General features: G+C 66.8%; 25 protein-coding genes. 14 read left to right on the top strand and 11 right to left on the bottom strand.

Going from position 1 to position 25548, the window contains the following annotated elements:
- Window positions 1–27 precede the first annotated feature (27 nt).
- From BWQ92_RS13095 to BWQ92_RS13080, 4 genes are all read right to left on the bottom strand, one after another.
- The gene (locus BWQ92_RS13095) at window positions 28–1782 is read right to left on the bottom strand and encodes a DUF5605 domain-containing protein (protein ID WP_083706304.1); all 1755 of its coding nucleotides are present in this window, start codon (window positions 1780–1782) and stop codon (window positions 28–30) included.
- Window positions 1783–1838: 56 nt separating this feature from the next.
- The gene (locus BWQ92_RS13090) at window positions 1839–2723 is read right to left on the bottom strand and encodes a carbohydrate ABC transporter permease (protein ID WP_076800087.1); all 885 of its coding nucleotides are present in this window, start codon (window positions 2721–2723) and stop codon (window positions 1839–1841) included.
- On the bottom strand, window positions 2723–3691 hold the full coding sequence (locus tag BWQ92_RS13085) for a carbohydrate ABC transporter permease (RefSeq protein ID WP_236782951.1): 969 nt from the start codon (window positions 3689–3691) through the stop codon (window positions 2723–2725). Before BWQ92_RS13085 ends, BWQ92_RS13090 begins: the two co-directional genes overlap by 1 nt.
- Window positions 3692–3809: 118 nt before the next feature.
- Window positions 3810–5066, bottom strand: coding sequence for an ABC transporter substrate-binding protein (locus BWQ92_RS13080; RefSeq protein WP_076800085.1), 1257 nt, complete (start codon window positions 5064–5066; stop codon window positions 3810–3812).
- Window positions 5067–5292: 226 nt separating this feature from the next.
- On the opposite strand from BWQ92_RS13080, the gene BWQ92_RS13075 reads away from it, so the two are divergent.
- Window positions 5293–6327 (top strand): LacI family DNA-binding transcriptional regulator, encoded by a 1035-nt coding sequence (locus BWQ92_RS13075; protein WP_076800083.1) that lies wholly within the window; start codon window positions 5293–5295, stop codon window positions 6325–6327.
- A 70-nt stretch (window positions 6328–6397) separates the two neighbouring features.
- Complete coding sequence (locus BWQ92_RS13070; RefSeq protein WP_157365151.1) at window positions 6398–7201, top strand: helicase associated domain-containing protein; 804 nt, start codon at window positions 6398–6400, stop codon at window positions 7199–7201.
- 10 nt (window positions 7202–7211) lie between these two features.
- Here the strand turns inward: BWQ92_RS13070 and ppk2 are convergent, their stop codons facing one another.
- From ppk2 to BWQ92_RS13050, 4 genes are all read right to left on the bottom strand, one after another.
- The gene (gene ppk2, locus BWQ92_RS13065) at window positions 7212–8147 is read right to left on the bottom strand and encodes a polyphosphate kinase 2 (RefSeq protein ID WP_083706302.1); all 936 of its coding nucleotides are present in this window, start codon (window positions 8145–8147) and stop codon (window positions 7212–7214) included.
- Window positions 8148–8229: 82 nt separating this feature from the next.
- Window positions 8230–8718, bottom strand: coding sequence for a universal stress protein (locus tag BWQ92_RS13060; RefSeq protein WP_076800081.1), 489 nt, complete (start codon window positions 8716–8718; stop codon window positions 8230–8232).
- A gap of 37 nt (window positions 8719–8755) precedes the next feature.
- Window positions 8756–9640: an aminoglycoside phosphotransferase family protein gene (locus BWQ92_RS13055; protein ID WP_076800079.1), complete on the bottom strand. Its 885-nt coding sequence runs from the start codon at window positions 9638–9640 to the stop codon at window positions 8756–8758.
- A 23-nt stretch (window positions 9641–9663) separates the two neighbouring features.
- On the bottom strand, window positions 9664–10461 hold the full coding sequence (locus BWQ92_RS13050; protein ID WP_076800077.1) for an IclR family transcriptional regulator: 798 nt from the start codon (window positions 10459–10461) through the stop codon (window positions 9664–9666).
- Between the two features lie 122 nt (window positions 10462–10583).
- On the opposite strand from BWQ92_RS13050, the gene BWQ92_RS13045 reads away from it, so the two are divergent.
- From BWQ92_RS13045 to BWQ92_RS13000, 10 genes are all read left to right on the top strand, one after another.
- Window positions 10584–11087 (top strand): tripartite tricarboxylate transporter TctB family protein, encoded by a 504-nt coding sequence (locus BWQ92_RS13045; protein ID WP_076800075.1) that lies wholly within the window; start codon window positions 10584–10586, stop codon window positions 11085–11087.
- 2 nt (window positions 11088–11089) lie between these two features.
- Window positions 11090–12592 carry a tripartite tricarboxylate transporter permease gene (locus tag BWQ92_RS13040; protein ID WP_076800073.1) on the top strand — a complete coding sequence of 501 codons (1503 nt, stop codon included), beginning with the start codon at window positions 11090–11092 and terminating at the stop codon, window positions 12590–12592.
- 62 nt (window positions 12593–12654) lie between these two features.
- On the top strand, window positions 12655–13656 hold the full coding sequence (locus tag BWQ92_RS13035; RefSeq protein ID WP_076803701.1) for a tripartite tricarboxylate transporter substrate binding protein: 1002 nt from the start codon (window positions 12655–12657) through the stop codon (window positions 13654–13656).
- 58 nt (window positions 13657–13714) lie between these two features.
- A complete protein-coding gene (locus BWQ92_RS13030; RefSeq protein ID WP_076800071.1) occupies window positions 13715–14344 on the top strand; it encodes an RraA family protein in 630 nt (209 codons plus the stop codon).
- Window positions 14345–14357: 13 nt separating this feature from the next.
- Complete coding sequence (locus BWQ92_RS13025; RefSeq protein WP_076800069.1) at window positions 14358–15143, top strand: NAD(P)-dependent oxidoreductase; 786 nt, start codon at window positions 14358–14360, stop codon at window positions 15141–15143.
- Window positions 15144–15222: 79 nt separating this feature from the next.
- On the top strand, window positions 15223–16569 hold the full coding sequence (locus tag BWQ92_RS13020; protein ID WP_076800067.1) for a TRAP transporter large permease subunit: 1347 nt from the start codon (window positions 15223–15225) through the stop codon (window positions 16567–16569).
- A gap of 5 nt (window positions 16570–16574) precedes the next feature.
- A complete protein-coding gene (locus BWQ92_RS13015; protein WP_335633062.1) occupies window positions 16575–16838 on the top strand; it encodes a hypothetical protein in 264 nt (87 codons plus the stop codon).
- Window positions 16835–17824 (top strand): cyclase family protein, encoded by a 990-nt coding sequence (locus tag BWQ92_RS13010; protein WP_076800066.1) that lies wholly within the window; start codon window positions 16835–16837, stop codon window positions 17822–17824. The genes BWQ92_RS13015 and BWQ92_RS13010 overlap by 4 nt, the downstream gene beginning before the upstream one ends.
- A gap of 127 nt (window positions 17825–17951) precedes the next feature.
- Window positions 17952–18413 carry a DUF4383 domain-containing protein gene (locus tag BWQ92_RS13005; protein WP_076800064.1) on the top strand — a complete coding sequence of 154 codons (462 nt, stop codon included), beginning with the start codon at window positions 17952–17954 and terminating at the stop codon, window positions 18411–18413.
- A 232-nt stretch (window positions 18414–18645) separates the two neighbouring features.
- The gene (locus BWQ92_RS13000) at window positions 18646–18990 is read left to right on the top strand and encodes a hypothetical protein (RefSeq protein WP_076800062.1); all 345 of its coding nucleotides are present in this window, start codon (window positions 18646–18648) and stop codon (window positions 18988–18990) included.
- A 2-nt stretch (window positions 18991–18992) separates the two neighbouring features.
- On the opposite strand, the gene BWQ92_RS12995 is transcribed toward BWQ92_RS13000, so the two are convergent.
- On the bottom strand, window positions 18993–20999 hold the full coding sequence (locus BWQ92_RS12995) for a vWA domain-containing protein (protein WP_076803699.1): 2007 nt from the start codon (window positions 20997–20999) through the stop codon (window positions 18993–18995).
- Window positions 21000–21030: 31 nt separating this feature from the next.
- A complete protein-coding gene (locus tag BWQ92_RS12990) occupies window positions 21031–22419 on the bottom strand; it encodes a sigma 54-interacting transcriptional regulator (protein WP_076800060.1) in 1389 nt (462 codons plus the stop codon).
- Between the two features lie 105 nt (window positions 22420–22524).
- Between BWQ92_RS12990 and BWQ92_RS12985 the strand changes: the two genes are divergently transcribed.
- Both BWQ92_RS12985 and BWQ92_RS12980 read left to right on the top strand, forming a co-directional pair.
- On the top strand, window positions 22525–23172 hold the full coding sequence (locus BWQ92_RS12985) for an MSMEG_4193 family putative phosphomutase (RefSeq protein ID WP_083706300.1): 648 nt from the start codon (window positions 22525–22527) through the stop codon (window positions 23170–23172).
- Between the two features lie 30 nt (window positions 23173–23202).
- Entirely contained in the window at window positions 23203–23904 is a 702-nt protein-coding gene (locus BWQ92_RS12980) for an SCO1664 family protein (RefSeq protein ID WP_076803697.1), read from the top strand.
- A gap of 23 nt (window positions 23905–23927) precedes the next feature.
- Here the strand turns inward: BWQ92_RS12980 and BWQ92_RS12975 are convergent, their stop codons facing one another.
- A complete protein-coding gene (locus tag BWQ92_RS12975) occupies window positions 23928–25355 on the bottom strand; it encodes an amino acid permease (protein WP_083706299.1) in 1428 nt (475 codons plus the stop codon).
- Window positions 25356–25548: the final 193 nt, after the last annotated feature.

Below are 25548 nucleotides of genomic sequence, written 5' to 3'. Positions count from 1 at the left end.
AGACCTGTCCCCGGCCATCGGGGACGGTCAGACGGCGCGCAGCCGCACGGCCACAAACTGCCTGCCCGGCAGCTCGATCCTAAACCGGCCGGAGAACGTGCCAGGGAGGGTTTCCACGGTCATGTTCCAGGTATCGATGACATCGATCTGGAAGGTCTGGTCCTGCGGCTTGACGAACCGGCGGTACGTCGGCTGGTTGAACCCGAAGTAGATCAGTTCGTACCGGTCCTTGATGCCTGCACTGGGGGCGTCCCAGTGGCCGGGCAGCGGTTCGAGGTGCCCGCCGGGGCTTTCCTCGAGGATGCGGCGCAGGAAGCCGATCCGGTCCGGGCTGGTTCCGCGAAGCTCGCCGCCCTTGGCCCACCAGAGGATGTCCTCCGGGTGGACGTAGGTTTCGCCGTGGCCCACATAGCCTCCGCGGATGGCGCCTTCCCAGAACCGCCGGGTCATTTCCTCGCCGGTGATATTGCCCCAGCCCTGGTCGATGTTGCCCTCGTAGGCGCATTCGTCGATGACGACCGGCTTGCCGTACTGCTCGCGCCATTCGGTGGTCATCTCGGCGGTCTTGTAGATGTCCCGCCGCTGGATGCTGCAGTGCGTGACCCAGGGCCGGCTGTGGTCGTAGAACTCACGGCAGTTGTGGATGGAGAGCAGGTGCTGGTTCGGGTCGTTCTCCTGCACGATGGCCGCGAAGCGTTCCCAGTCCTCGGTGGTCTTCTCGAACATGAGGTCGTATTCGTTGGCCAGGGACCACCAGATGTTCCGGTGCGAGGCCAGGCGGGCGGTGACGTACTTGACGTAGAGGTCGTCGGCCGCGGCGTTCATGGTGGAGAAGCCCCACCGGTCGTAGGCATGGAAGAGGATCAGGTCGGCTTCGACGCCCAGCTCTTCGAGCTGGCTGATGCGCCGTTCCAGGTGGTGGTAGTAGGCAGGATTCGGGCGGGTGTAGTCGAAGCCCTCCTGCAGGGATCCCTCGTAGGGGTAGATCCCGGGTTCGTTTTCGTTGAACAGGTAGGACTTGGGGAAGACGCACATGCGCATTTTGTTGAACGGTCCCGATTTCAGGGACGCGAGCGTCTGTTCCTCGAGCTCATTGCCCTGGTGCGTCCAGACGTAGGAGGTGGTGCCGATCGGCAGGTAGGGGGTGCCGTCGTCGTAAGCAAAGTGGAACTTATCCGCTACCCGGACCACACCGCGCGACGCCGGTTCGGTGCCTGCCGCTGTAAACGAACCCGTGATCTGGTCCAGTGAGCGGGCGTTGCTTTCCGTGGTGAAGGACCAGCCGCCCTCCGCGGGCACCAGCAGACGGATGCGGTAGGTGCCGTTCCCGTCGTAGAAACCCGGAACCCGCAGGGTCCGGTCGCCGTTGCTGAAGGTCGCGTGAAGGTCCACGTCGGTGAACGGGTTGCCGTGCGAGGAACCCTGGAGGGTGAGCTCGAAGCGCTGCCATTTGCGGGCCTCGGCCGGATACTCGGCGGCGGCGCTGCCGGTTTCCACGGAGTCCGGTTCGTAACCGGAGGGCCGCTCGATGTCCCGCACGGAGCGGTCCTGGCCGGCAGGTACGGGGTCCAGCGCCTCGATCTTGGCGAGGATCTCCGCCCTCTTCTGGGGGTCGTCGCGCAGGGATTCCTCGGTGCCGAGGATCAGGCCGAGCTGGTAGTGGTAGAGCGTGTGCAGCAGGGGGTTGGCTGCCAGGTCGGGGACGTGGCTGGCCAGGATCTCGTGCCCTGCGGGGTCGCGCATGACATCGAACAGCGGGGTCTGTGCGGTAAAGGTCGCCATGGTGGCCTTTCTGCGGTGAAAGTGGGGTGGAAGATGGTGGGGACCGGAAGGGCCGGTTAGCCCTTGACGGCGCCGGTGAACATGCCCTGGACGAAGTAGCGCTGGAACAGCAGGTAGACGATCATCACGGGCAGGATGGACATGATGGTGAAGGCGTTCAGCGGGCCGTAGGAGCTGGTGAACTGGGACTGGAAGCCCTGGATGGCCAGCGGGATGGTCTGTGCGGCCTGGTCCTGGAGGATGACAAGGGCGATCGCGTATTCGTTCCAGGTGGCCACGAAGTCCAGGATGAACAGGGCAGCCAGGGCCGGCTTGGACAGGGGCAGGATGATCTGCCAGAACAGCCGCCAGTTGCCGCCGCCGTCTACGCGGACGCTCTCGTCGATCTCTTTCGGCACGGCGCTGAAGAAGCCGTGCAGGATGAAGACCTGGATGGGCAGTCCGAAGCCGATGTAGGGCAGGATCACGCCGAGCGGGTGATTGAGCAGGCCCATGTCCAGGATGGTCTTGAACAGCGGGCCGAGGGCCACCTGGATGGGCACCATGGAACCAAGCGCGAAGGCTCCGAGCAGCAGCTTGCTGTGCTTGAAGCGGATCCGGGACAGGCCGAAGGCCGCAGCGGCGGAGAACAGCAGGCCCAGGGGGACCTTGATCGCTGCGATGAGGAGGCTGTTGCCGCCGGCGGTGAGGAGGTTGCCGGTCTCCAGCGCCTCGGTGTAGTTCTGCCATTCAGGCGAGCCGGGGAACGCGAAGGACGAGGTGGAGAAGATGGCGGCTTCTGACTTCAGGGACGTGAAGATCACGAAGATCAGGGGCATGGCCCAGATGACCATGGTCACGGCCAGGGCGAGCCAGAGGCCGATCCTGACGTAGTCGACGTTGCGGCGTGGACGGGCGGTCCCGTCGGCGTGCTTTGCGCGCCCGAGAGTGAGGGTGCTCATCAGTCTTCGTTTCCTTTGGTGGACCAGATCAGGTAGGGGATGACAAGGACAAGGGTGATGCCCAGCAGCACCGTGGCCACCGCGTTGCCCATGCCGAAGTCGTGCTGCAGGAAGGACTGGGAGTAGGACCACAGGGCCAGCACCTGCGAGGACTGGGCCGGGCCGCCGCCGGTCATGCCGACCACGAGGTCGAAGACCTTGATGGAGTGGACGATGGTCAGCACCAGAACGACGACGACGGTGGGCCGGAGGGCCGGGAACGTCACGTGCCGGAAGACTTTCCAGTTGTTAGCCCCGTCCAGGCGGGCCGATTCGACCAGTTCCTTGGAGACGCTTTGCAGGCCGGCGAGGAAGAGGACCATGTTCAGGCCCGCGATCTGCCAGACGAAGGCGGCGAAGATGGCGTAGATGGCCACCTTGGGGTCGCTGAGGAACGTGACGCCCGAGCCGTCACCGATGTGCCACGCCCTGGCGAGTTCGGAGAAGACGCCGTAGTTCGGGTTGTACATCCAGCGCCACATGTTGGCGATGGCGATCGGCGCCAGGACGCCGGGAATGTAGAAGACGGAGCGGAACAGGTTCCGGCCGAAGATGGGCCGGTTCAGTGCCAGGGCCATCACCAGGCCGAGGCTGGTGGGGATCACCAGGGAGAGCAGAACCCAGACGATCGTGTTCTGCATGGCGGTCCAGAACACCGGATCGGCGGTGAAGAGCCGGACGTAGTTCTTGAAGCCGACGAATACCTGCGGGTCCGCGTTGAAGCCGGACCACTCGAAGAGGCTCAGGCGCACGGCGCTGACCATCGGGCCGATGACGAAGACAACGTAGGCTGCCAGGGCGGGAGCGAGGAAGGGCAGGGCTGCGACGAAGCCGCCGCCGGCGATGCGCTTCAGGAGCGGCTTCTTTGATGGTTGCCGCGTAACGGGGCCCGGTAGTGTCTCCAGGCGCGTGGCTGTGAGCTTAGACAAGAGTAGGTCGCCTTTGATCTGTGGATCGGTCAGTGGGCTGAAGGGCAGGGGTGCTGAAGGGCGGGGAGCTGAAGGGCGGGCCGCGTGCGGGGCGCAGTCCCGCCCTTCAGCGAACGAGCTACTTGCTCGAATCGAGGAACTTCTGGAATTCAGCGCCGGCGTTGGCCGGGTCCAGGCCTCCGGTTGCAACCAGGTTCTGGATCCGCCAGTACTCAGTGGTCTGGGCCTGGGTGAGGTTCTGGTCGTTGTTCATGTACAGGCCCTCGGCGTTCTCGAAGATGCCGTTCCAGGACTTGCTCAGTTCGTCCGAGGCCGCGGGCTTGACTTCCTTGTTCACCGACTGGGTGGAGAACTGGCCCAGGGTTTCCTGCTGGACCGGAGTGGACATCATGAAGTCCAGGAACTTGGCCGCGGCATCCTTGTGCTTGCTGTCCTTGGTGATGTACATGGCCTGCTCAAAGCCGTACATGCGCCCGGTCCCGGTGGGCAGGGGGAACACACCGAAGTCTTCGGCCTTGGCGTTGTCCTTGATCTGGGCGTTGAACCAGTCGCCCTCGAGTGCCATGGCGGCCTTGCCGCTGAAGAACAGGGCGGACGACTCGTCGTTGTTGATGCCGATGAAGCCGGTGTTGAAGTAGTCCTTGGACCATTTCTGGAGGTTGGTGAAGGACTTGGTGACGCATTCCTCCTGGCCCCAGTTGGCCTTGTTGGTGACCAGCTTGTCGAACGTCTCGGAGCCGCAGTAGCCCTCAAGGAAGGTGTCCAGCAGGCGCATGACGTGCCAGTTGACGGTGCCGCCGAACTCGATCGGGGTGATGCCGGCGTCCTTGAGCTTGGCGGCGGCGTCGTTCAGCTCGTCGATGGTCGTCGGCAGCTTGGTGATGCCGGCCTTTTCGAACAGGGCTTTGTTGTAGTAGAGGGCTTCGCCGTTGAGCTTCCACGGAACGCCGTGGTAGCCGCCATACTGCTTGGCCGGCCCAAGTGCAGCCTCGGTGAAACGCTCCGGCCACTTGTACTGGGTGTACTCGCTGCTGAGGTCGGCGCTGGCGCCGTTCTTGACCAGCTCGCCGCCGAGGCCTGGCCCTGCCCAGAAGTCGTAGATGTCGGGAGCGGCGGAGGTGCCGATGGAGGTCCGCAGCGCGTCCTTGTGCGCGTCAACGGCGCGGTTGGTCTTCTTGATGGTGATGTCCGGATTTGCTGCTTCGAAATCCTTGATGATCTTGTCCTGGGCCGCAGCCGCAGTCGGGGAGGCCGGGTTGATCACCCACCAGTCGAGTTGGGTCTTGCCGGAAGCAGAGGAGCCGGCTCCGGCGGAGCAGCCAGCCAGAACGGCAATGGCGGTCAGAGCAACAGCGCCTTTGGCAAGCAAACGCATCGTCGCGTCCTTTCGTAGGTTTCAGTTGAGGGTGCTTTCGTCACTGCTATCTCGGCCGAAGATGTGTGACCTAGCCCATAAGGAGTATGGGGGTTTACGATAACTCACGTCAACCGGTTGACCAATATTCCTTCAAAAAGGACAAATCGGCCCAGTTCAGACATGGGTGATCGTAAACTTATCTGGGGACCACATAGGGTGCAGACTGCTGCGAAGAAAGGCGGACATGACGAGATCGAAGGCGGGAGCGCGTCCCAGCATGGCCGACGTCGGCAGGCTGGCCAACGTCTCCACCCAGACGGTGTCGCGCTACTTCACGGGCGTCGGTTACGTCCGCGCCGAGACGCGCGAGCGGATCACCGCCGCCATCGAGGAACTGGGGTATGTGCCCAACCAGTCTGCCCGGGCCCTTCGCACCAGCCGGACGAACTCAGTGGGCGTACTGACCATGGGCGCCTTTGTCTACGGAAGCGCGGGCGTGCTCACGGGATTGGGATTTGCGGCCCGCGAGGCCGATTTCACCCTCACGATTGCCGCGCTGAATCTCGACTTTGAGGCAAAGAACTGGGAAGCCGAGGCTCGGCGGGCACTGGCGCATTTCAAGTCCATCCAGGTCGACGGGGTAGTTGTGTCCACACCGCTGCCCGGCGTCGACAAGCTGCTCGCCGGCTGGGACCAGTCGACGCCGCTGATCACGGTTTCGGAGCTTCCGTCCTCCGACGAAGGCTCAGCAGGCACGCATTCGCACGCGGCCGGCTGGGAGGCGACCCGCCACCTCATCGGACTGGGACACCGTGACATCCTGCATGTGGCCGGACCCTCCACCCGCAATGAAGCCCGGGAGCGTGAGCGCGGCTACCGTGATGCCATGCAGAGCGCCGGCCTTAACCCCCAGGTGCTCGATGTCGCCAAGGACTGGTCCTCGGACGCCGGATACCAGGCAGGCGAAGCCGCAGAGTCCGGCACGTTCACGGCTGTTTTCGCCGCGAATGACGAGATTGCCCTCGGCTTCATGAGTGCCATGGAGAAACGCGGACTCCGGGCGCCCCGGGACTTTTCCATCGTCGGGGTGGACGACATGCCTGCCGCCGCCTACTTCTCGCCGCCGCTGACCACCATGAAGCTCGACTTCCAGGCACTGGGCATCGCCACGTTCAAGATGCTCCACCACCAGATCCTGACCGGAGAACCTGCCCGGCATTACGTCGTCGAACCCGAGCTCGTGATCCGTGACTCGACGTCGCGCGTGGCCGGTAAGTAGCCGGACACCGGGGGCACCCGCCGCCCAACCCCAGCACCGCTCCGGCTGTGCTTCCCTGGATGAACGTTGGGTGAAAAGTAGGGACACCCGGCCGGGCAGCGGACTCCTCTGGCTATCCTTTGCCCATGGTTCCCCTTACACCCGGGGTGCGGATCCGCGCCAAACTGCCCTGCAGAACGTCATGACCATGGTGGACCAGGAACACGCCGGCCCTCTCGAGACGCCAAGGGATGCGCATCCGGAGTGGACCCTGATGTACCGCAAGGGCATGTCCCGGAAGAAGATCGCCGAGCTGGCCCGGGTCAAGGCTTCCGCCGTCGCGGCCCACCTTGCGGCAGTCAAGGCCGCCGATCCCGCCCTGAAAACCGAGCACCGCGCAGCAACTGCCGCCGGAAAAAGCTACGCGGCGCCCGGCCTCAAACGCCTGTATCAGCTGCTGGCCATGGTCGACGCAACGGGCCGCTACCCGTCCCGCAACGCCGAGGACAAGGCGGAGCGGGAACTGGCCCAGTGGCTGCGCCGCCGCCGCCGTGATGCGGACGCGGGCATCCTGCATCCGGTCATCGCCGAAGGCCTGTCCGTCCTGCCCGACTGGCGCCGCAGGCCCCGGGAGGTCAGGGAGGAGCAGCAGTGGCAGGACCATCTGCAGCAGCTGGCCGCGTACCGGGCCGCGGGACACCCTTGGCCACGCACCACCCCCGGCGTGGCCGTGCCGGAAAAGGAACTCGGCGGCTGGCTGCGCAGCCAGCGGTACAAGTTCCGCCACGGCGACCTCACCCCTGATCGGACAGACGCGCTGGATGCCGCCCTGCCGGGATGGCGCGCAGGCCGCAAGGCGGCTGGCGGGGATTCCCCGCCTGACGAAGACTACTAGAGACGCAGGATCAGTCGCCCACCGCTTCTCGGCCCCGCCGCACGATGAGCGGGTCGGGTTCGTACACCACGGAGGTGTCCTTGCCCTCGTAGTCGAACTGGTTGAGGAAGAAGCGCAGGGCGTTGATCCGGCCGCGTTTCTTGTCGTTGGACTTGATGGTGATCCACGGCGCGTCGTCCGTGTCGGTGCGCAGGAACGTCTGCTCCTTGGCCTCGGTGTAGTCGTCCCACCTGTCCAGTGAAGCCAGGTCCATGGGCGAGAGCTTCCAGCGCCGGACCGGGTCGATCTGGCGGATGGCGAAGCGCGTGCGCTGCTCGCGGCGGGTCACGGAGAACCAGAACTTGTTCAGGTGGATTCCGGAGTCCACCAGCATCCGCTCGAACTCCGGGACCTGCCACATGAAGCTGCGGTACTCCTCGTCCGTGCAGAAGCCCATGACCTTTTCCACGTTGGCGCGGTTGTACCAGGAGTGGTCGAACATCACGATCTCGCCCGCCGTCGGAAGGTGCTGGACGTAGCGCTGGAAATACCACTGCCCCTGTTCCCGGTCGGAGGGCTTGCCGAGCGCCACGGTCCTGGCCGACCGGGGATCCAGGTGCTCGGTGAAGCGCTTGATCGTCCCTCCCTTGCCGGCCGCGTCCCTGCCCTCGAACACGATCACGTTCTTGAGCCCGTTGTCCTGGCCCCAGTACTGGAATTTCAGGAGCTCGATCTGCAGCAGGTATTTCTCCATCTCGTACTCCCGGCGGGTCATCCGCTCTGCATACGGATAGTCCTCCCGCCACGTCTCCACCGCGGATCCGCCCGGGTCGATCAGCTCGGGGTCCTCGCCCTGCCCGCCGCTGACCGTGTACCCCGATTCCACGAGGTCGTCGATCGCCTGGCGCAGGTTTTCCCGGACCCACCAGTCTTCGCCGGGCACCATTGGGTTGGAGGACTGTGCCATCGGGATCTCCTTCACGTCAGCGGATCGTGGTCCGGATTTTAACAGGCCAGCTTAAAGCCCAGGTGAACGAGGCGGCGCCCGGCTACACCTCCGGGATGACAACCACGGGTCGGCGCTGGATGCCCATAAGCCGGGCAGACACCGGCTGCTCAAGCATCCGGTTGAAACGCGCCCGGGCGCCGCGGCGGGGACCTCCGACAACGATTGCCGAGGCTCCGGTGCTGTCGGCCAGCCGTGCCAGGGCATCCGGAACGGAACCATTGAGCACCCGAAGGGACCACGCCTCCCCGGGGGCGCCCATGACCGATTCCAGCGAGGACCGCACGTCAGCGGCCGGGAACAGCGCCTCACTGTTGGTGTCGGGGTCGATGGAGCTGGCCGTGCGCGACCGTGCAGGTTCGAATTCAGCCAGATAGCCGGAGGGATCCACGAAAGCGCAGATGAGGTGCACGCCCAGCCCGTCGGCGAGGCCGGCAGCGGCGGCAATCAACCGGCGGGGCGGTTCCCACGGCACACCAAGGATCAGGGGTCCGTCTGTCCATGCGGATCCCTCGTTCCCACCGGTTTCCATGCGCCCACCCTACGCGGAATTGCCGCCCGGCCTGGCTTCAGCCTTCCAGGACCTGCCGGATCCCGAACTCCCCCACCGAGAACATCCGTGGGTTGTCGTCGGAGTTGCTCACCATCGCGGTCGACAGGACGAGTGCCCAGCCGCGGGCACGGGCCCAGGTGGCGCTGTCTACCGAGGAGCCAAAGGCGCCCGTGAAGCGCTGGCGCGTCCCGGCGTCGAACATCAACCAGCCGACGGCGAGATCCACTGCCGGATCCCCGGCCCCGACATCACCAAAATCGATCACGCCAGCCAGTGACCCGTCGGCTGCCAGCAGGATGTTGGCCGGATGCAGGTCCCCGTGGAGCATCATTGCCGGACCGTCCCAGGCTGCGGCCGCACGGGCCTCAGCCCACACCGCGTTCAACCCGGCGGCGTCTGGGTAGCGTTCCCGGTCCCCCAGCCTTTCCAGCAGCACCGCGTCCCGGTCCGCCAGCGGCACCCCGCGGACGGGATTCACCGGGACGTCCGCTTCCGCGGGAACGTGCAGGGACAGGATAAAGGCGGCCAGGCCGTCAACGGCGTGTTCGCGGTCCGCCGGACCGGCGTCGGCCGCAGCAGCGCCGGGAACCCACCGCACTATGCTCCACGGCCAGGGAAAGTCCGGCGTCGGCCAGCCGGCGTGGACGGGCACGGGAACCGGGACCGGCGAACGGCCGGCGATGCCGGGAAGGTACCGCTGCTCATGCAGGACCAGCGGCACAGCCTCCTCGCGGCGGGGCAGCCGGACCGCCAGGTCCGCACCGAGCCGGAATGTCGCGTTGTCCCAGCCGTTCGCTATCCGTACCAGGGAGCGGCCGGCGAGGTCGGGCCGCTGGTCCCGGATGAGGGCATGGACAACGGCGGGACTCACCTCCACCGTGGCCGGCGGCATTCCTGCCATGAAGACTCCCGCCTTTCCCGTCCCTAGTAGACGGTTCCCTCCAGCAGTTCGGCAAGCCGGGCAGCAGCGCGCCGCAGCTCGGGCACCCCTGCCTTCAGCCCGTCCTCGGTGGCTGCCTCCACGGGGCTGGTCAGCGCGATCGATTCGCTGGGCAGCCCCGACCTGCTGATGGCCACCGCGACTGAGAGCACTCCGGTGGCACGCTCATCGGCCGAGTAGGCGTAGTCCGTTCCGGGTTCGGGCAGGCGGGCCTTGAGCTCGGCCAGGCTGAAGTCGGGCTTTTCATGCCCGGCCGCCACCGCGCCCTGCACCACGCCCTCGAGGTGTTCGTCCGGGGCACCGGCCAGCAGGATCTTGCCGGCAGCACCAACGGTGAGGGGCAGCCGCTTGCCCAGGGGCATGTCATACCGCAGCGGGGCGTCGCCGTCGACGCGGACCACCAGGATGCGTTCAAGGCCCAGGCGGGTGTACAGGGACGCGGTCATTCCAGTCTGCGCCGCCACCTGCTGGAGCACGGGGCGGGACGCGGTCACCAGGGGGTCGTTTTCAATGTAGCTGCGTGCCGCGGGCAGGACGGCCGGTCCGATCCGGTACGTCTTGTCCGTCTGGCTGACCATGCCGAAGTCCTGCAGGACCCGCAGGATGCGCAGCGTCGTGGGCAGGCTCATGCCGCAGTTCCGCGCCAGGTCGCTGAGCCGCTGCGGCCGGTCGGCCCGCTGCAGTTCCGCGAACACTTCCAAGGCCCGGGACAGCGAGCGCATGTTGGAGGGCTTGCCGCCGTCGTCCGCCGCAGTGCCGGGCTGGGCATTGGTGACCGTCATTCTTTCATTCTATGTAACTTCTGCCCTCATTCCCTCCGCTTGACAGCACCTGTGGGCCGTGTCACTATTTCTTCTGATGTAAGAGACTTTCATTCTATGAAAGCAATTGGAAGGCATTTCGAATGACAACGGAGTCGACCATGACCCAGTCCCCTGCCCGGGCGAGGCCAGCGCGCAGCGTTCTGGCAGGGATCACCGCCTTCGCGGCACTGGGCGCCTACGTACTGGTTAGTTCGGTGGGCCTCGGCCTCTGGACTTCCCTGGGACCCGGGCCCGGACTGTTCCCGTTCGCCATGGGCGCGCTGCTCGCGTCGATGTCGGTGCTGTGGCTGTTGCAGGAGCTCAAGAAACCCAGCGCCGCTGGTGAGGGTGCCGACCGCGGACTGGTGACAGCCGTCGTCGTCAGCCTTCTGGTGCTGGCCGCGGTGATGGACCTGCTCGGCTTCCAGCTGAGCATGTTCCTCTTCCTGATGTACCACCTGAAGATCCGGGGAAAGAGGAGCTGGCTGTCCTCTCTGCTGACCGCTTTGGCCGGAAGCGTCGGAGCCTTCTACGCATTCAACTACGGACTGAACGTGGCCCTGCCCGTCTCATCCATCAACGTCCTGAACCTGATCGGACTCTAGACATGGACACCCTCAATGAACTGCTGAACGGTTTCGCGGCCGCGCTGACGTGGCAGAACCTCATCTTCGCGTTCCTGGGCTGCCTGCTCGGCACAGTCATCGGCGTGCTGCCGGGCATCGGCCCCGTGGCAGGCGTTGCCCTGCTCATTCCGCTCACGCTGAACATGGACGCCACCGGCTCGATCATCATGCTCTGCGCCATCTTCTACGGCACTGCCTACGGGGGAACCATCACGAGCGTGCTGCTGAACACGCCCGGTGAGGCGGCATCGGCGATCACCACCATCGACGGCCACGCCATGACCAAGATCGGCAAGGCCGGCGCTGCCCTGACCATCGCCGCCATCGGTTCCTTCGTCGGCGGCACCATCGCCACGCTCGGACTCGTGGCCGCCGCCAAACCACTGGGCGAGCTCGGCCTTCTGGTCGGCCCGCCGGAGTTCTTCGCCCTCATGGTTGTCGGCATCTCCCTGCTGGTGGCGCTGGCAGGAAAGTCCATGGTCAAGGCCCTGATCTCCGGGGCCCTGGGCCTGCTGATCTCCATGGTTGGCATCGACCCCGTCGCGGGAGCCCCGAGGTTTACGTTCGGCGTGGACCGGCTCCTGGACGGCGTGAGCTTCGTGGCCGTCATCGTGGGTGTCTTCGGCCTGTCCGAGATCCTCTCCTACCGCAAGGGCGAGTCGACGGTGGTGCACGCCCCCGGCTTCCGTTCGCTGCTGCCCACGGGCAAGGAATGGCGCCGCAGCGCGCCGGCCATGGCCCGCGGAACCGGCATCGGCTTCGGGCTTGGCCTGATCCCCGGCATGACCGGATCGGTCGCCTCCCTGCTCTCCTACGGTGCTGAGAAGAAGTTCTCCAAGTATCGCAACGAGCTCGGTAGCGGAGCCGTCGAGGGTGTCGCCGGGCCGGAAACAGCCAACAACTCGCACGCCAACGCGGCACTCATCCCCCTGTTCACCCTCGGAATCCCGGCTTCGCCGACCATCGCTGTCCTCATGGGGGCCTTCCTGCAGCAGGGCCTGACCCCGGGGCCGACGCTGTTCACCGAGCACTCCGAGATTGCCTGGGCGATCATCGCAAGCCTCTTCATCGGCAACCTGCTGCTTGTGCTGCTGAACGTCCCCCTGGTGGGACTCTGGACCTCGATCCTTCGGGTGCCGTCCTCCATCCTGACCGCGCTGATCCTGCTCTTCATGGTCATCGGCGCCTACACGATCAACTTCAGCGTCTTCGACGTCTTCGTCATGATCGGCTTCGGCCTGCTGGGCCTGGCCCTGCGGCACCTGCAGATCCCGCTGGCCCCCATGGTCCTCACCCTGGTCCTGGGCCCGCTTATGGAACGGTCGCTGCGCGAATCGCTGGAAATCTCCCAGGGCGACTTCGGCATCTTCCTCAACCGCCCGATCTCCATGGTGCTGATCCTCCTCGGCGCGCTGATCATCTGCAGCCCGCTGCTGAAGCTCCGGAAGCCCAAGGCCCTGATGGACGACGACCCCGAAACCTAAACCGTCCCCAACTACACAACAACCAGCCTCTTCGAAGGAGAAGACCCTTGTCACGCAAGAACATGTCACGCAAGAAAGTAACCGCGGCCCTCGCCGGAGCCGCCCTGCTCGCCCTCACCGGATGCGGCGCCAATGCCGGCACAAACGCCGCCTCCGGGGACGACTTCCCCAGGAAGGGCAAGAGCGTTGAGCTCATCGTCGCGTTCTCATCGGGCGGCGCCGTCGACACCGCAGCGCGCCTCGTCCAGCCCGTGCTGGAAAAGGAACTTGGCACCAACGTCGAGGTCATCAACAAACCGGGCGCCGGCGGCCAGATCGGCTACACCCAGCTGACCAGCGCCAAGCCCGACGGCTACACCATCGGCGCCACCGGTTCCCCGTCCGTCGTCGTATCCCCGCTGGACCCGGCGCGCGGTGCGAAGTACACGCGCAGCAGCTTCCAGCCGCTCGGCCGCCAGGTCATTGACCCCGCCGTCATTGCCGTCCAGCCGGACAGCCCGTACAAGACCCTCAAGGAACTCCTCGACGCGGCCAAGGCCAAGCCGAAATCCATGACCGCGAGCACCACCGGTCTGCAGACCGGCGAGCACTTCGCGATGGCCCAGATCCAGGAGACCACGGGCGCCGAGTTCGTCCCGGTCCACTTCTCCGAGGGCGCCTCCCAGGCCACCACGGCATTCCTGGGCAAGCACGTGGACATCCTGGTGGCGAACGTCAGTGACGTGACCGACCTGACCAAGCAGAACAAGGCCCGTGTCCTTGGCGTCATGACCGCCGAGCGGTCCCCGTCGCTGCCGGACGTGCCCACGTTCAAGGAAAGCGGGTACGACGTCGAGGCCGGCACCGCCCGCGGCTACTCCGCCCCCGCCGGCCTGCCGGACGCCGTTGCCAAGAAGCTCGAGGCCGCGCTCCAGAAGGCCATCGAGGACCCGGAGGTCGTCAAGAAGATGAACGACCTCGGCCTGCAGACCAGCTACCTCTCCGGCAAGGACTACGAGACGTTCTGGGCCGGCCAGGAAGGGGACTTCAAGAAGGTCCTGCCCCTGGTTCAGAAGAAGGACTAGCCCGAACCCTCCCCCGCCCGTCCCAGCCCACACCAACACCACCAGGGAAGACACCGCCATGACCACCCCCGCCCTTCAGGACACCTCCTTCATCCGCCCGGACCAGGAACTGGTCGAGCGGCTGGCCAAGCTGCCCGCCGCGAACATCGGTGACGCCATGGACCGGCTGGGCGTCGCCGACTCAGCGATCCAGGCGATCTGGCCCGGGGCGAAAATCGCCGGACCGGCCTTCACTGTCTGGACCCGCCCCGGCGACAACCAGGGCATCCACGAGGCCCTGAAGCAGGCCAAGCCGGGCGACGTCATCGTGGTCTCCGGCGGCGGCGACGAGTCCCGCGCCCTGCTGGGCGAGCTGATCGGCGAGCGTGCCATCAACCTCGGCATCGCCGGCTTCGCCCTTGACGGCGCTGCCCGCGATGCCGAGGCCCTGGGCGAAATCGGCATGCCGGTCTTCGCCCGTGCGGTCACCCCGGCAGGCCCGTACAAGAACGGGCCGCACCGAATCGGCGGTCCGGTCGCCTTCGGCGGCGTTCCGGTCCTGCCGGGCGACATCATCATCGGCGACTCCGACGGCGTCGTCGTCATCCCCCGTGAGCAGGCCGCGGCCGTGGCGGACGCCGCAGAAGCAGTTTTCGCAGACGAGACCAACCGCCGCGCGTCGATCATCGCCGCGCGCGGCCAGGAGTAAGGAAAGACCTCCCATGACAAAGTGCACCATCATCGGCCTGGGCGAAGCAGGAGCTGCCTACGCCGAAGCCCTGGCTGCCGCCGGCCACCAGGTCACCGGCTTCGACCCGGTGGCCCCGTCCACCCCGCCGGGAATCACCCGGGCGGCCACCGCCGCCGAAGCCTGCCGGGACGCGGAGATTGTCCTGGTGCTCACCGGCGCCGCCGCCGCCCGCAGCGTCGCCGAGGACTGCCTGCCGGTGCTTCCGGCCGGCAGCACCTACGCGGACCTCACCTCCTCCTCCCCCACTGTCATGGAGGAACTCGGCCAGCTGCCCAGCCAGGCGCTGTTCGCCGACGTCGCGATCCTCGGCCCCGTCGCCGCCCTTGGAGTCAAGACGCCGCTCATGGTCAGCGGTCCCGGTTCGGCTGCGGTGGCACAGCTGCTGACGCCGTTGGGGCCCGACATCGAAATTGCCGACGGCGGGCCGGGGGCGGCTATGTCCCACAAGCTGCTGCGCAGCGTACTGATGAAGGGTCTGGCGTCGGTTGTTGTCGAAGCCGTCACTGCCGGCCGGGCAGCAGGGCTGGAAGACTGGATCCGGGAGCAGATCGCGCGTCAGCTCGCCGGCGACGGCCAGGCCGTCATCGACAGGTTCCTCACCGGAACGGCCAAGCACGCCGTGCGCAGGTCCCGGGAAATGCAGGACACCGCCAGCTATCTTGCAGAGCTCGGCGCCCCGGCGGAAATGACGGAAGCCTCGGCGGCCGCCCTGGCCCGGATCGCCGCAGTCCCGGCACCGGAGGCAGCCCTGCGCTGACCGCGCATGAGGCAGAATCAATGAACAGGGAGTCAACGATGAACCCCGAAACCAACAAACAGCCCGAAGGAGCAGCCCGATGACCGGCATCTGGGCGCTGGGAGCCTACCTGGCCGTCATCCTGCTCTGGACGACTGTCATCAAGCGCAGCGTCGGCGAAGCCATGCTCCTGGGGTTCCTCGTTGTCCTTCCGTTCACCGGGGCCGCCGCACAGGTGGGCTGGAGCTCGTTCTACGACGCCATCACCGATGAGATCGTCTACGCCACCATGGCGTTTGTTTTCATGGGGTACCTGCTGGAGCGGACGGGCGTGCTGGACCGGCTCATCGACCTGTTGAACTCCCTGATCGGCGGCGTCAAGGGCGGCCCGGCCTGGGTCTCCACGGTCGCGTCGGCCGGACTGGGCGGTGTGGTCCACAACCAGGCCGCGATCGCGGCGACCGTGGGCTCGGTGACCATCCCCTGGATGGAAAAGTCCCGGCTCGACAAGCCGTCGGCGGCCACGCTCGTGGCCGGGAACGCCGGAATGGGCATTACTTTTCCGTTCAGTGCCTCCATGTTCGTCCTCGTAGGATCCGCCACCGTCGGCCCGCTGCTGCAGGTCAACGACCTTGTCCTTCCCCTGCTGCTGGGCGGGCTCTGGTGCTTCCTGCACCGCCTGATCATCACCTACGTGCTCATCCGCAAAAGCGGCATGGCGCCCCTGGACCACGCCCACCGGACGCCCATCCGGCGGGCGTTCAGCCATGGCTGGGCCACCCTGCTCCTGTTCGCCGTGGTGGCCATCCCCCTGATCATCACCTCCGGTGCCATCGCCGCAGCCCTGACGGACTGGGCCGGCGCGGACGTGACCAAAGCGGTCAGCGTCATCGTCTGGATCCCGGTGATCCTCATCATCACCGGGGCCATCCTGGGCCGGAAGCGGCTGCCGCGCGGCCCGAAGGCATACTGGGACTTCCTGCAGCAGTCCGCCCCGCGCTTCGGCGTCGTGGGCGTCACGGTGGTGTTCGCGTTCGCCGGCGCCAACGCCCTGGCCGCAACCGGCCTGCCCAAACAGATGACGGCACTGCTGAACGAGCTCCAGCTGCCGCTGTGGCTGCTGGCCGTCCTGATCGGGCTGATCGTCATCGCCGTCGCCGCGCCCCTGTCCGCGACGGCGACCATGGCCGCCGTCGGAACCGTCGGCGTGGCCACACTGGTAGCCGCCGGCGTGCCTGCCACCACGGCGGCAGTGGCCGTGCTGGTCTTCTCCTCCTGCGAGGCCGCGGTCCCGCCGGGAGGTGCCCCCTTGTACGTTGCCTGCGGCATCGCCGACGTCGACCCGATCAAGACCTTTGCCCGCCTGTTCACCCTCTACGCCCTGCCCCTGCTGGCCATCGGCGTGCTGATCGCCGTCGGCGTTCTCCCCATCGGCGTTCCCCTCTAGGAAGCATGGAAATGCAGAAGCTACGACGCACCGTCAACTCCGTCTTCGTGGCCAGCCTGGCCCTACTGCTCATCGCCGGCATCGTGTTCGTTGCCGGGCAGGCCCTCGCCCTGGTTACTGGCCAGGGCGAGTGGCTGGCAGCCCTGAATGAGGGCGTCAAGGTCCCGGCCTGCATCGCCGCGTCCATCTGCGCCATCACCGGCTTCCTGCTCAGCTACAAGCAGCCGGCAAAACAAGACCAGCGGCAGCAGGAAGCCCGTACCCCATGACCGCGACGGAATCCGACACCACCTACCCCTCGTACAAGTCCCTGCTGGAACGGGATGGGCACCTCTCGGGGACCTCGTGGGGCCTGTTTCCCGACGCCGGACGCGGCACCCCGTCCTTCATCGGCCCGGACGCCGTCAGGGAAGCCGCCGGCTGCATCCGGACCGGCACCGCCTTCGGCCTCGACTACCCCGCCGACGCCTTCGACCCCGGCATGTCCCTGAAACGGCGGGCTCCCCGGCACACGATCTACTCAGCGCACCCTGCCCACCGCGACGACTACCTCGACGGGTACTACCTCCAGGGCTCCAGCCAGATCGACGGCCTCCGGCACCGCCGGGCAGACGATGTGGGCTTCTACAACGGCACGCCCGACGACCGCATCCGGGAAGGGACCGCCGACCTCGGCATCCAGACGTGGGCCGAGCAGCCCATCGTCGGCCGCGGCATCCTGGTGGACCTCGATGGCTACTGCCGGGAACAGGGCACGCCGATCGACCACGCGGCCGGGCAGCCGCTGGGCCTCGCGCTGGTCCAGGCCGCCGCCGCAGCGCAGTCCGTGTCCCTCCGGCCCGGGGACATCCTCATGCTGCACACAGGGTGGTGCGAATGGTTCCTCTCACTGCCGGCAGAGGACAAGGAGAGCCTCCGTGACAGCCGGCGGGCCAGCGGCATCGAACAATCATCCGAGTTCGTTGCCTGGGCCTGGGATAACCGACTCGCTGTCATCGCCGCGGACAACTTCGCCGTCGAATGCCTGCCGGCGGTCCCCACGAGCCCGTTCCGGGACACGGCCCCGAACGATCACGGCATGATGCACCAGCAGCTCCTCGCCAAGCTCGGCCTGCCCCTGGGAGAACTCTGGCAGCTCGGCCCGCTCAGCCGGCACCTCAGGGCGGCCGGCTCCTGGGATGCGTTCGTCACCATCAAGCCGCTGAACATCACGGGGGCCACCGGTTCGCCCGCCAATGCGACGGCGGTGACGTAGCGAGATTGCCTTCCGGTCACAATTTAGCAAGCCTGCTTACCATTTCATCGTAAGCATGCTTATTATTGTGGCGCGCTGGTTCACCAGTAGCAGCCGACCCGCACCGGAGAGCAGAAAGGCCACCACATTGGCGACCACAAACAGGACCACCGGACGCACAACCAACTTGCAAAAGGCCGCACAGGGCGTAGGAGCGGTTTTCCTGCTCGTCGGCGTCCTCGGCTTCATTCCCGGGATCACCAGCAACTACGATTCCCTGAGCTTCGCAGGGCACGGCTCCGAAGCCCTGCTCCTGGGCATCTTCCAGGTTTCCGTGCTGCACAACATCGTCCACCTGCTGTTTGGAGCAGCGGGACTGGCGATGGCCCGGTCCCACAGCGGGTCCAGGAACTTCCTGCTCTACGGCGGCGTCGTTTACCTCGTTCTGTGGCTGTACGGCCTGCTGGTCGACCACGACAGCGTCGCCAACTTCGTCCCGGTCAACAGTGCTGATAACTGGCTGCACCTGCTTCTTGGCCTGGCCATGATCGCTTTGGCGATACTGCTTTCCCGTGACCCGCGCGCGAGGGGAGTAGCCACGTCACGCTGAGCGGCGGACGGTTGACTGCCTGGATGGCGGTACCGCCGGCACCCTCGTTGCCGGCGGTACCGCCGTCGGCATTTCCGCTCCTGCTCATGTTGCCATTACACCCGGCGGCCACCGGTCGCGAGAGATCCCAACTGCGCCTCCCAGCCCCTGGACTTGTTACCCACGTCACATTCGTCTATCGTTGTCGGGGGCCACAGCGTGGTGGCCCTTTCTAAAACGGGGAGAAAACTTAGTGAACGAGAAGCTGCGGGTGCTGGTCAGCGTTGACCTCGACGGCGCCAAGGCCCAGGTTAAGACCCAGGGCCACGTAACTATCCAAAGCATTCAGGGCCTGTACGACGTGATGAAGCGCGCGGACTCCCTGGTCCCCGGGCTGGCTCTGGAACTGGACATGACCCTCGCCGACGTGGAACCCCAGGCCATGGAGGAGCTCCGTGGCTGCGCGCGCACGCGTCACCTGCCCGTCCAGGTGGACCCGCTCCAGCGCGACTACCGGTTCAGCATCCTGGCACCGAAGGTTGCAGCGCCGAAGCTTGCAGTACTTCCGGTGGCCGAATCAGTGCTGGCGGCCGCCTGACTCTAAATCCCCGCGACCCAGTCGTCGTCGTACAGTCCATCGCGGAAGTGCGTGCGGAGGTACGCACCCACAACCGCGGCCCCCAGGTCGCCGGTCTCAGGTGCCACCACCTTGCCGTCGATCCGGCGGGCCAGCCGGCGGGTAAAGCGTTCCAGGCCGGGGTCGTCGCCGAGCCGGAAGAAGGTGGCCTGCGTGCCGGCACGGCCCAGCCGCTCCAGCTCAGCGACCGTCACGCGGATGGTCTCCTGGTCCGGGGGCCAGCAGAACCACGACTCGCCGTCCGGCAGCAGGTGCGCGGTGGGCTCGCCGTCGGTCACCACAAGGAGGACGGGCTGCATTGACGGGTGCTTTCGGAAGAACCGGCCGGCCAGCAGCAGGCCGTGGTGCAGGTTGGTCCCCTGCTCCCGCAGGGCCGGCAGGGCAGTCAGCTCGCCGATGTCCATCGCCTGTGCGTAGCGGCCGAACGTGATCAGCTGCAGCCGGTCCCCGCGGAACCGGGTTGAGACGAGGTGGTGCAGGGCGAGTGCGGTGCGCTTCATGGGCACCCAGCGCCCCTCGGCGGCCATTGAGAATGACACGTCCGCGAGGAGGACGACGGCGGCCTGGGTCCGCGCCTCCGTCTCCGCCACCTCGATGTCCCCGACGGCGAGGTGCAGTCCGCCGGCCGGATCACCGCCGTCGGCCATGGTGCGGCGGATGGCGTTGGTCATGGTGCGGGTGACATCCCAGGGCTCGGCGTCGCCGAACTCCCACTGCCGGCTGGAGCCGGTCTGCTCTCCGGCGGCCCCGGCAACCCGGGTGTCCCGGCGGCCCTGCCGTCCGGACAGCTGCTTGGCGGCGTCCCGCAGCAGCGACTTCCCAAGCCGCCGCATGGCCTGCGGCGACAGCCGGAGGTCGCCGTCGGAGCCGCGGCGCAGGTAGCCGCCCTCCTGCATGGCCCGTTCAATCTCGGCAAGGGTGCGCGCCGTCACTGCGGCGTTCTGGCCCAACTGCCGCGCCAGGGCATCCAGGTCCAGGTCGTCGAGCGTGGACCCGTTGTACGACTGGGAGAGCTGTTCGGACAGCTCGTCGAGTTCGGCGATGTCCTGCAGCACACCGGTGCCGTCGCCCAGCCCGAGCCCTTCCTGGCCGCCGAAGCGTTCGGAGCCGCTCCAGTCCTCGCCGGGCCGCAGGGCGCGCAGGCTGTCGTCGAGCTGGTTGAGCTGTGCCATCAGTTCGGCCGAGCCGAAGGCCTGGGCGGACAGCCGCATCAGCTCGTCGCGCTGCTCTGCGGACATCGATTGCAGGAGCCGCTGGGCCGCGGCTGCGCGCTTGGCAAGGGCGTCCACCAGCTCCTCGACTGACTGCGGGTTCTCCGGAAAGAAGTCACCGTGCTTGGCCATGAACTCCCGGAAATCCGCGTCGGTGTCCTCGCCGCGCCGGTGTTTGCCCAGCAGTTCGTTGAGGTCGCGCAGCATCTCGCCCACGGCTTCGCGGTCCTCATCCGTGGCATTCTCCAGCGCCTGCTTCATGCCGGCAAACCGCTGGTCAAGGACCTCCCGGCCCAGCAGGTCCTTGATCCTCTCGTACGCCTCCCGGGCACTGCTCGACTGCCAGTCATAGGACGCGAGCTCATTGACCGCAGCCGCCGTGGACGGGGGCAGGTTCTCCAGCTGCATCTCGCGGAAGGCCCGGTCGGTGTTGTCCATCATGGCGTCGCGCGCCAGCTGCTTGCGCTCCTCCAGCACGGCCGTGTCGAGCAGCTTCCTGACCTCGTTGAGTGTGCCGTCCAGCCGGTGTTGGCCCAGCAGTTCACGCCGCCGCTGCTGGACGCGCCGGGCCAGGTCGTCGAGCCCGTCGCGGTTCTGGCCGCCCCGCCGCAGGTACTCCTGCAGGGCGTGCCGCGGCGAGTACCCCGCCATGACGTCCTCGGCGACGGCGTCCAGCGCCTCCGTCAGATCCACCGGCGGGGCCAGCGGATCGGGGCCTCCGGCGTACCGGCCGTACCTGGACCGGTTATGCAGGGTCATCATGCCTCCTGTACCAAAGCGAGAACTGGGCTTAGCCGTAGACCGTTTCCTCGTCGTCGGACTCCTTGGAGATCCGCCGGGCGAGGTAGAGGCCCTCCAGGGCAAGTTCGACGGCGGCAGCCCGCTGGCCGTCGTTTTCCGCGCCCAGGCGCTCACTGATTTTGTCGTAGAGACTTGAGCCGTTGAGGGACGGCAGGTTCGCCAGGAACTCCCGCGCCGTGACCTGGTCCCCCGTGGTGACGGTCTTGTGCCCGTCGAGCGCGGCCACCAGCGGGCCCATGTCGATGCCCTTGAAGTGCGCCCGGCAGGCTTCGGCGGTGGCCGTCCGCAGGAGGTGGTCCAGGACGCCCTGCTCGCGCCCCTCCTCACCCGACTCAAACTCAATCTTTCCGGTGAGGACCTCCACCGCGGTCTCCAGGTCGATGATCCGCGCCACCGCCTGGTCCTCCCCGCGGACGCTGGCCCGGCGCAGTGCTGCGGCGGCAACGGTTTCGGCGCCCGCGATGGCGAACCGGGCGGAAACCCCGGAAGTCTGGTTGATGGCCGGGGACTGGCGCAGCGCCCGCGTGTAGCGGGCCAGAATCTCAAGGAGGACAGGCGGGACGTCGGCCACCAGCTTCCCCTCCTGCCGGATGACGGAGACCTCGTCATCGAGCTCGATCGGGTAGTGGGTACGGATTTCAGCACCGAAGCGGTCCTTCAGGGGCGTGATGATCCGGCCGCGGTTGGTGTAGTCCTCAGGGTTGGCCGACGCGACGACGAGCACGTCCAGCGGCAGGCGCAGCACGTAGCCGCGGATCTGGATGTCGCGCTCCTCCATCACGTTCAGCATCGACACCTGGATCCGCTCGGCAAGGTCGGGCAGCTCGTTGATGGCGATGATCCCGCGGTTGGAGCGCGGAACGAGGCCGTAGTGGATGGTTTCCGGGTCGCCGAGGCGGCGCCCCTCCGCCACCCGCATCGGGTCGACGTCGCCGATGAGGTCGGCGACCGACGTGTCCGGTGTCGCGAGCTTTTCGACATACCGTTCGGAGCGGTGCCGCCAGGCCACCCGCATGCGGTCCCCTTCGGTGAGGGCACGGGCGCGGGACTGCTCGGTGATCGGCTCGTACGGGTGCTCGTTGAGTTCCGATTCCTCGATCACCGGGGACCACTCGTCCAGCAGCCCGGCCAGGGTGCGGAGCAGCCGCGTCTTGCCTTGCCCGCGTTCGCCGAGCAGGACGACGTCGTGCCCGGCGATCAGGGCACGCTCAAGCTGGGGAAGGACGGTGCGGCTGAATCCGAACAACCCGGGCCAGGGATCGCGGCCGGCGGCGAGCGCGGCGATCAGGTTGTCGCGGATCTCGTGGCGCAGGTCCTTGTGGACGTGCCCGGAAGCACGCAGTTCGCCAACGGTGAAGATATCGGGACGATCACTCACCCCTCTACCGTAGTCCCGGACCGCGCAGGGAATCGAGGGATTTCCTCGGAAAGCAGTGCGTAAGAGAGCTGCACGGGGCAGGCGGCGAACGCTTAGGCTTGTGCTGTGACTGCCGCACCGCCGTCGAAACCGGAGAGCACCCTCCTCCTTCTGGTGCGCCACGGGGAAACGCCCACCACGGGCCAGGTATTGCCGGGGCGGGCGCCGGGACTGCACCTGTCCGACCGGGGCCGCGCCCAGGCCGAGCGGGTCGCGGAACGGCTCGCCGGCCTTCCGGTTTCCGGTATCTACACCTCGCCGCTGGAGCGCACCCGCGAGACAGCCGAACCCACAGCATCGCGCACCGGGCTGGAGGTGCGCGCGGAGGCCGGCCTGATCGAATGTGACTTCGGCGAGTGGACCGGCGTCGCGCTTTCCGAACTGGCGGGCCTTCCGCAGTGGCAGACGGTGCAGCACAACCCGTCAGCCTTCCGCTTTCCCAACGGCGAGAGCTTCACGCAGATGCAGGCGCGGATGGTGGGGGCGCTCGAGGTGCTGGGCACCGCGCACGCGGGGGGCGTCGTCGTCTGCTTCTCCCATGCCGACCCGATCAAGGCGGCCGTCGCGCACGCCCTGGGCACGCACCTGGACCTCTTCCAGAGAATTGTCATCAGCCCGGGATCGGTCTCGGCCATCTCCTTGTCGGACGGCCGGGCGCCCGCCGTGCTCATGGTGAATTCGACGTCGGAACCGCTGAGCGGACTGCGGGCGTGACATGGGACCGACGGTGACGTGGGGCAGCCGGTGTCCGGACGGGAGCTGACACTTCTGGCCGGGGGCGATGTGGAGCTGATCGGGCGCATCCCGCGCAGCAGCAACGAGACGTTCCTGGTCCGGATCTTCGCCGGGGACGACTCTGCCTTTGCCGTGTACAAACCCGAGGCCGGAGAGCGGCCACTGTCCGATTTCGAGCCCGGGCTGTACCGGCGGGAACGCGCGGCGTACCTGCTCAGCGAGTCCCTGGGCTGGGGGTTCGTGCCGCCCACGGTGATCCGCGAGGAGGCGCCCCTCGGGGTCGGGTCGCTGCAGTGGTTCATCGACTGCGACTTCAGCGAGCATTACTTCACGCTGTACGCCGACGTCCCGGAAACCCACGGCGACCTCGCGCGGATAGCACTGTTCGATTACGTCGCCAACAACACGGACCGCAAGAGCGGGCACGTGCTGCGCGGCGACGACGGGCGGGTGTGGGGCATCGACCACGGCCTGTGCTTCTCGGCAATCTTCAAACTCCGCACCGTGATCTGGGACTTCGCAGGTGACCCCGTTCCCGAAACCCTGCTCGAGGACATCACCCCCCTCGCCGACGCCGTACCCGCCGAGGTTGCCGAGCTCCTCGACGGATCCGAGGTCAGCGCCCTGCGGCGCCGGGTCCAGCGTTTGCTGCGCGAGCCGGTGCTGCCCATTGACCGCACCGGCATGCGCTACCCGTGGCCGCTTGTCTAGCCCGGCTTCCTGCCTCCCGCTTCCTACCTCCGGCTGCGTGCGCGGCCCGTCAGGCGGCAGGCGACGGCGATGGCTGCCGTGAGCGCGAACGTCGAGAGCAGCTGAATCCTGGTGCCGGCGTCGAGGAAGCCCAGGACAAAGATGGCGGCCAGGATAGCCATGGCCAGATAGCTCAGATACGGAAAGGCCCACATCCGCAGCGGAAGTTTAAGGCCTTCCCGGTCAGCACGCCGCCGCAGGACGAACTGGGAAAGAAGCACCGAAGTCCACACCACCAGGATGGTGGAGCCGACCAGGCTGAGCAGAAGCGGCAATACCTTCCCCGGGAAGAAGAGCTCCAAAACCGTCGAGCCGACGCCGAAGGCCACAGACGCGAGCACGGCGCGGACCGGAGCCTGCGCCCTGTTCAGCCGGGTCAGCCCCTTGGGCGCCTCGCCGCGCTCAGCAAGGGAGTACACCATGCGGGAGGCGCCATAGAGGTTGGCGTTGAGCGCAGAGAGCAGGGCAACGACGGCGACCAGGGTGATGGCGGTTTCCGCCCCCGGGATGCCCGCCACGCGCAGCACTGCGGCAAACGGGGAGGCGAGCTGCTCTGAATCCCAGGGGACAACGGTGACGATGACGAGAAGCGAGCCGACGTAGAACACCATGATCCGCCACACGACGGTGCGGATCGCCTTGCCGACGCTGCGGACCGGGTCCTGGGTCTCGGCGGCCGCAACGCTGACGATTTCCGTGCCGCCAAAGGCGAAGACCACCACGAGCAGTGCGGACGCCACGCCCGCCAGACCGGTCGGGGCGAAGCCGCCGTTGCCAAAGAGGTTGGACAGGCCCGGTGAGTCCACGGCCGGTAGCCAGCCAAAGATGAGGGCGGCGCCGATCAGGATGAAGGCTCCGATGGCCGCTACTTTCAGGATCGCGAACCAGAATTCGAACTCGCCGTAGTTGCGGACGCCGGCCACGTTCACGGCCGTGAACACCGTGACGAAGACCAGCGACAGGAGCCAGACGGGCAGATCCGGAAACACCGTCGCAAGCAGGCCAGCGGCTCCGACCGCCTCGGCCGCGATCACCACCACCAGCTGGAACCACCAGAGCCAGCCCAAAGTCGAGCCCGCCGTCTTTCCAAACGCCTTCTGCGCGTAAACGGAGAACGCCCCGATGTTCGGATTCGCGGCCGCGAGTTCCCCCAGCGCCCGCATGACCAGGATGACAAGGGTTCCGGCCACCAGGTACGAGATCAATACAGCCGGCCCGGCCGCCTTTACTCCGACTCCCGAACCCAGGAACAGCCCGGCACCGATGGCGCTGCCCAGCCCCATCATGGTCAGTTGGCGGGACTTCAGGGAGCGGCCCAGTGTGGGCCGCTGCGCGCTGGGTCCCTGCGCTGTAGGTCCGTGCGCGGGTGGAGCTGCCGCCGGTGCGTTGGCGATGGTGGGTGCCTTGTTCATAGATTGCCTCGTATCAGGGTGTGACAAGCGGGCGGACCGCTTGGAGGTCATGGACAGCCAAAAGGGCAGGTCATCGTTGACCGGCCCAGTGGTCGCGGCTCCGTCGTTGGGGAGTCCGGAAGTGACGCTAGTCACTCTGCGGGGGTGTGGCAACCAATTGCATATCCGCTTGGCAAATTGCCTACCGGTACGG

This window comes from Arthrobacter sp. QXT-31, assembly GCF_001969265.1.
Classification (GTDB): domain Bacteria; phylum Actinomycetota; class Actinomycetes; order Actinomycetales; family Micrococcaceae; genus Arthrobacter.
Note: the sequence above shows the minus strand (reverse complement) of the source record. Positions and strands in the feature narration are given on the sequence as shown.

Coding starts and splice junctions, on each gene's coding strand:
- BWQ92_RS13095 (WP_083706304.1), bottom strand. CDS start 1,782: ATGGCGACCTTTACCGCACAGACCCCGCTGTTCGATGTCATGCGCGAC.
- BWQ92_RS13090 (WP_076800087.1), bottom strand. CDS start 2,723: ATGAGCACCCTCACTCTCGGGCGCGCAAAGCACGCCGACGGGACCGCC.
- BWQ92_RS13080 (WP_076800085.1), bottom strand. CDS start 5,066: ATGCGTTTGCTTGCCAAAGGCGCTGTTGCTCTGACCGCCATTGCCGTT.
- BWQ92_RS13075 (WP_076800083.1), top strand. CDS start 5,293: ATGACGAGATCGAAGGCGGGAGCGCGTCCCAGCATGGCCGACGTCGGC.
- ppk2 (WP_083706302.1), bottom strand. CDS start 8,147: ATGGCACAGTCCTCCAACCCAATGGTGCCCGGCGAAGACTGGTGGGTC.
- BWQ92_RS13060 (WP_076800081.1), bottom strand. CDS start 8,718: ATGGAAACCGGTGGGAACGAGGGATCCGCATGGACAGACGGACCCCTG.
- BWQ92_RS13055 (WP_076800079.1), bottom strand. CDS start 9,640: ATGGCAGGAATGCCGCCGGCCACGGTGGAGGTGAGTCCCGCCGTTGTC.
- BWQ92_RS13050 (WP_076800077.1), bottom strand. CDS start 10,461: ATGACGGTCACCAATGCCCAGCCCGGCACTGCGGCGGACGACGGCGGC.
- BWQ92_RS13045 (WP_076800075.1), top strand. CDS start 10,584: ATGACAACGGAGTCGACCATGACCCAGTCCCCTGCCCGGGCGAGGCCA.
- BWQ92_RS13040 (WP_076800073.1), top strand. CDS start 11,090: ATGGACACCCTCAATGAACTGCTGAACGGTTTCGCGGCCGCGCTGACG.
- BWQ92_RS13035 (WP_076803701.1), top strand. CDS start 12,655: ATGTCACGCAAGAAAGTAACCGCGGCCCTCGCCGGAGCCGCCCTGCTC.
- BWQ92_RS13030 (WP_076800071.1), top strand. CDS start 13,715: ATGACCACCCCCGCCCTTCAGGACACCTCCTTCATCCGCCCGGACCAG.
- BWQ92_RS13025 (WP_076800069.1), top strand. CDS start 14,358: ATGACAAAGTGCACCATCATCGGCCTGGGCGAAGCAGGAGCTGCCTAC.
- BWQ92_RS13020 (WP_076800067.1), top strand. CDS start 15,223: ATGACCGGCATCTGGGCGCTGGGAGCCTACCTGGCCGTCATCCTGCTC.
- BWQ92_RS13015 (WP_335633062.1), top strand. CDS start 16,575: ATGGAAATGCAGAAGCTACGACGCACCGTCAACTCCGTCTTCGTGGCC.
- BWQ92_RS13010 (WP_076800066.1), top strand. CDS start 16,835: ATGACCGCGACGGAATCCGACACCACCTACCCCTCGTACAAGTCCCTG.
- BWQ92_RS12995 (WP_076803699.1), bottom strand. CDS start 20,999: ATGACCCTGCATAACCGGTCCAGGTACGGCCGGTACGCCGGAGGCCCC.
- BWQ92_RS12975 (WP_083706299.1), bottom strand. CDS start 25,355: ATGAACAAGGCACCCACCATCGCCAACGCACCGGCGGCAGCTCCACCC.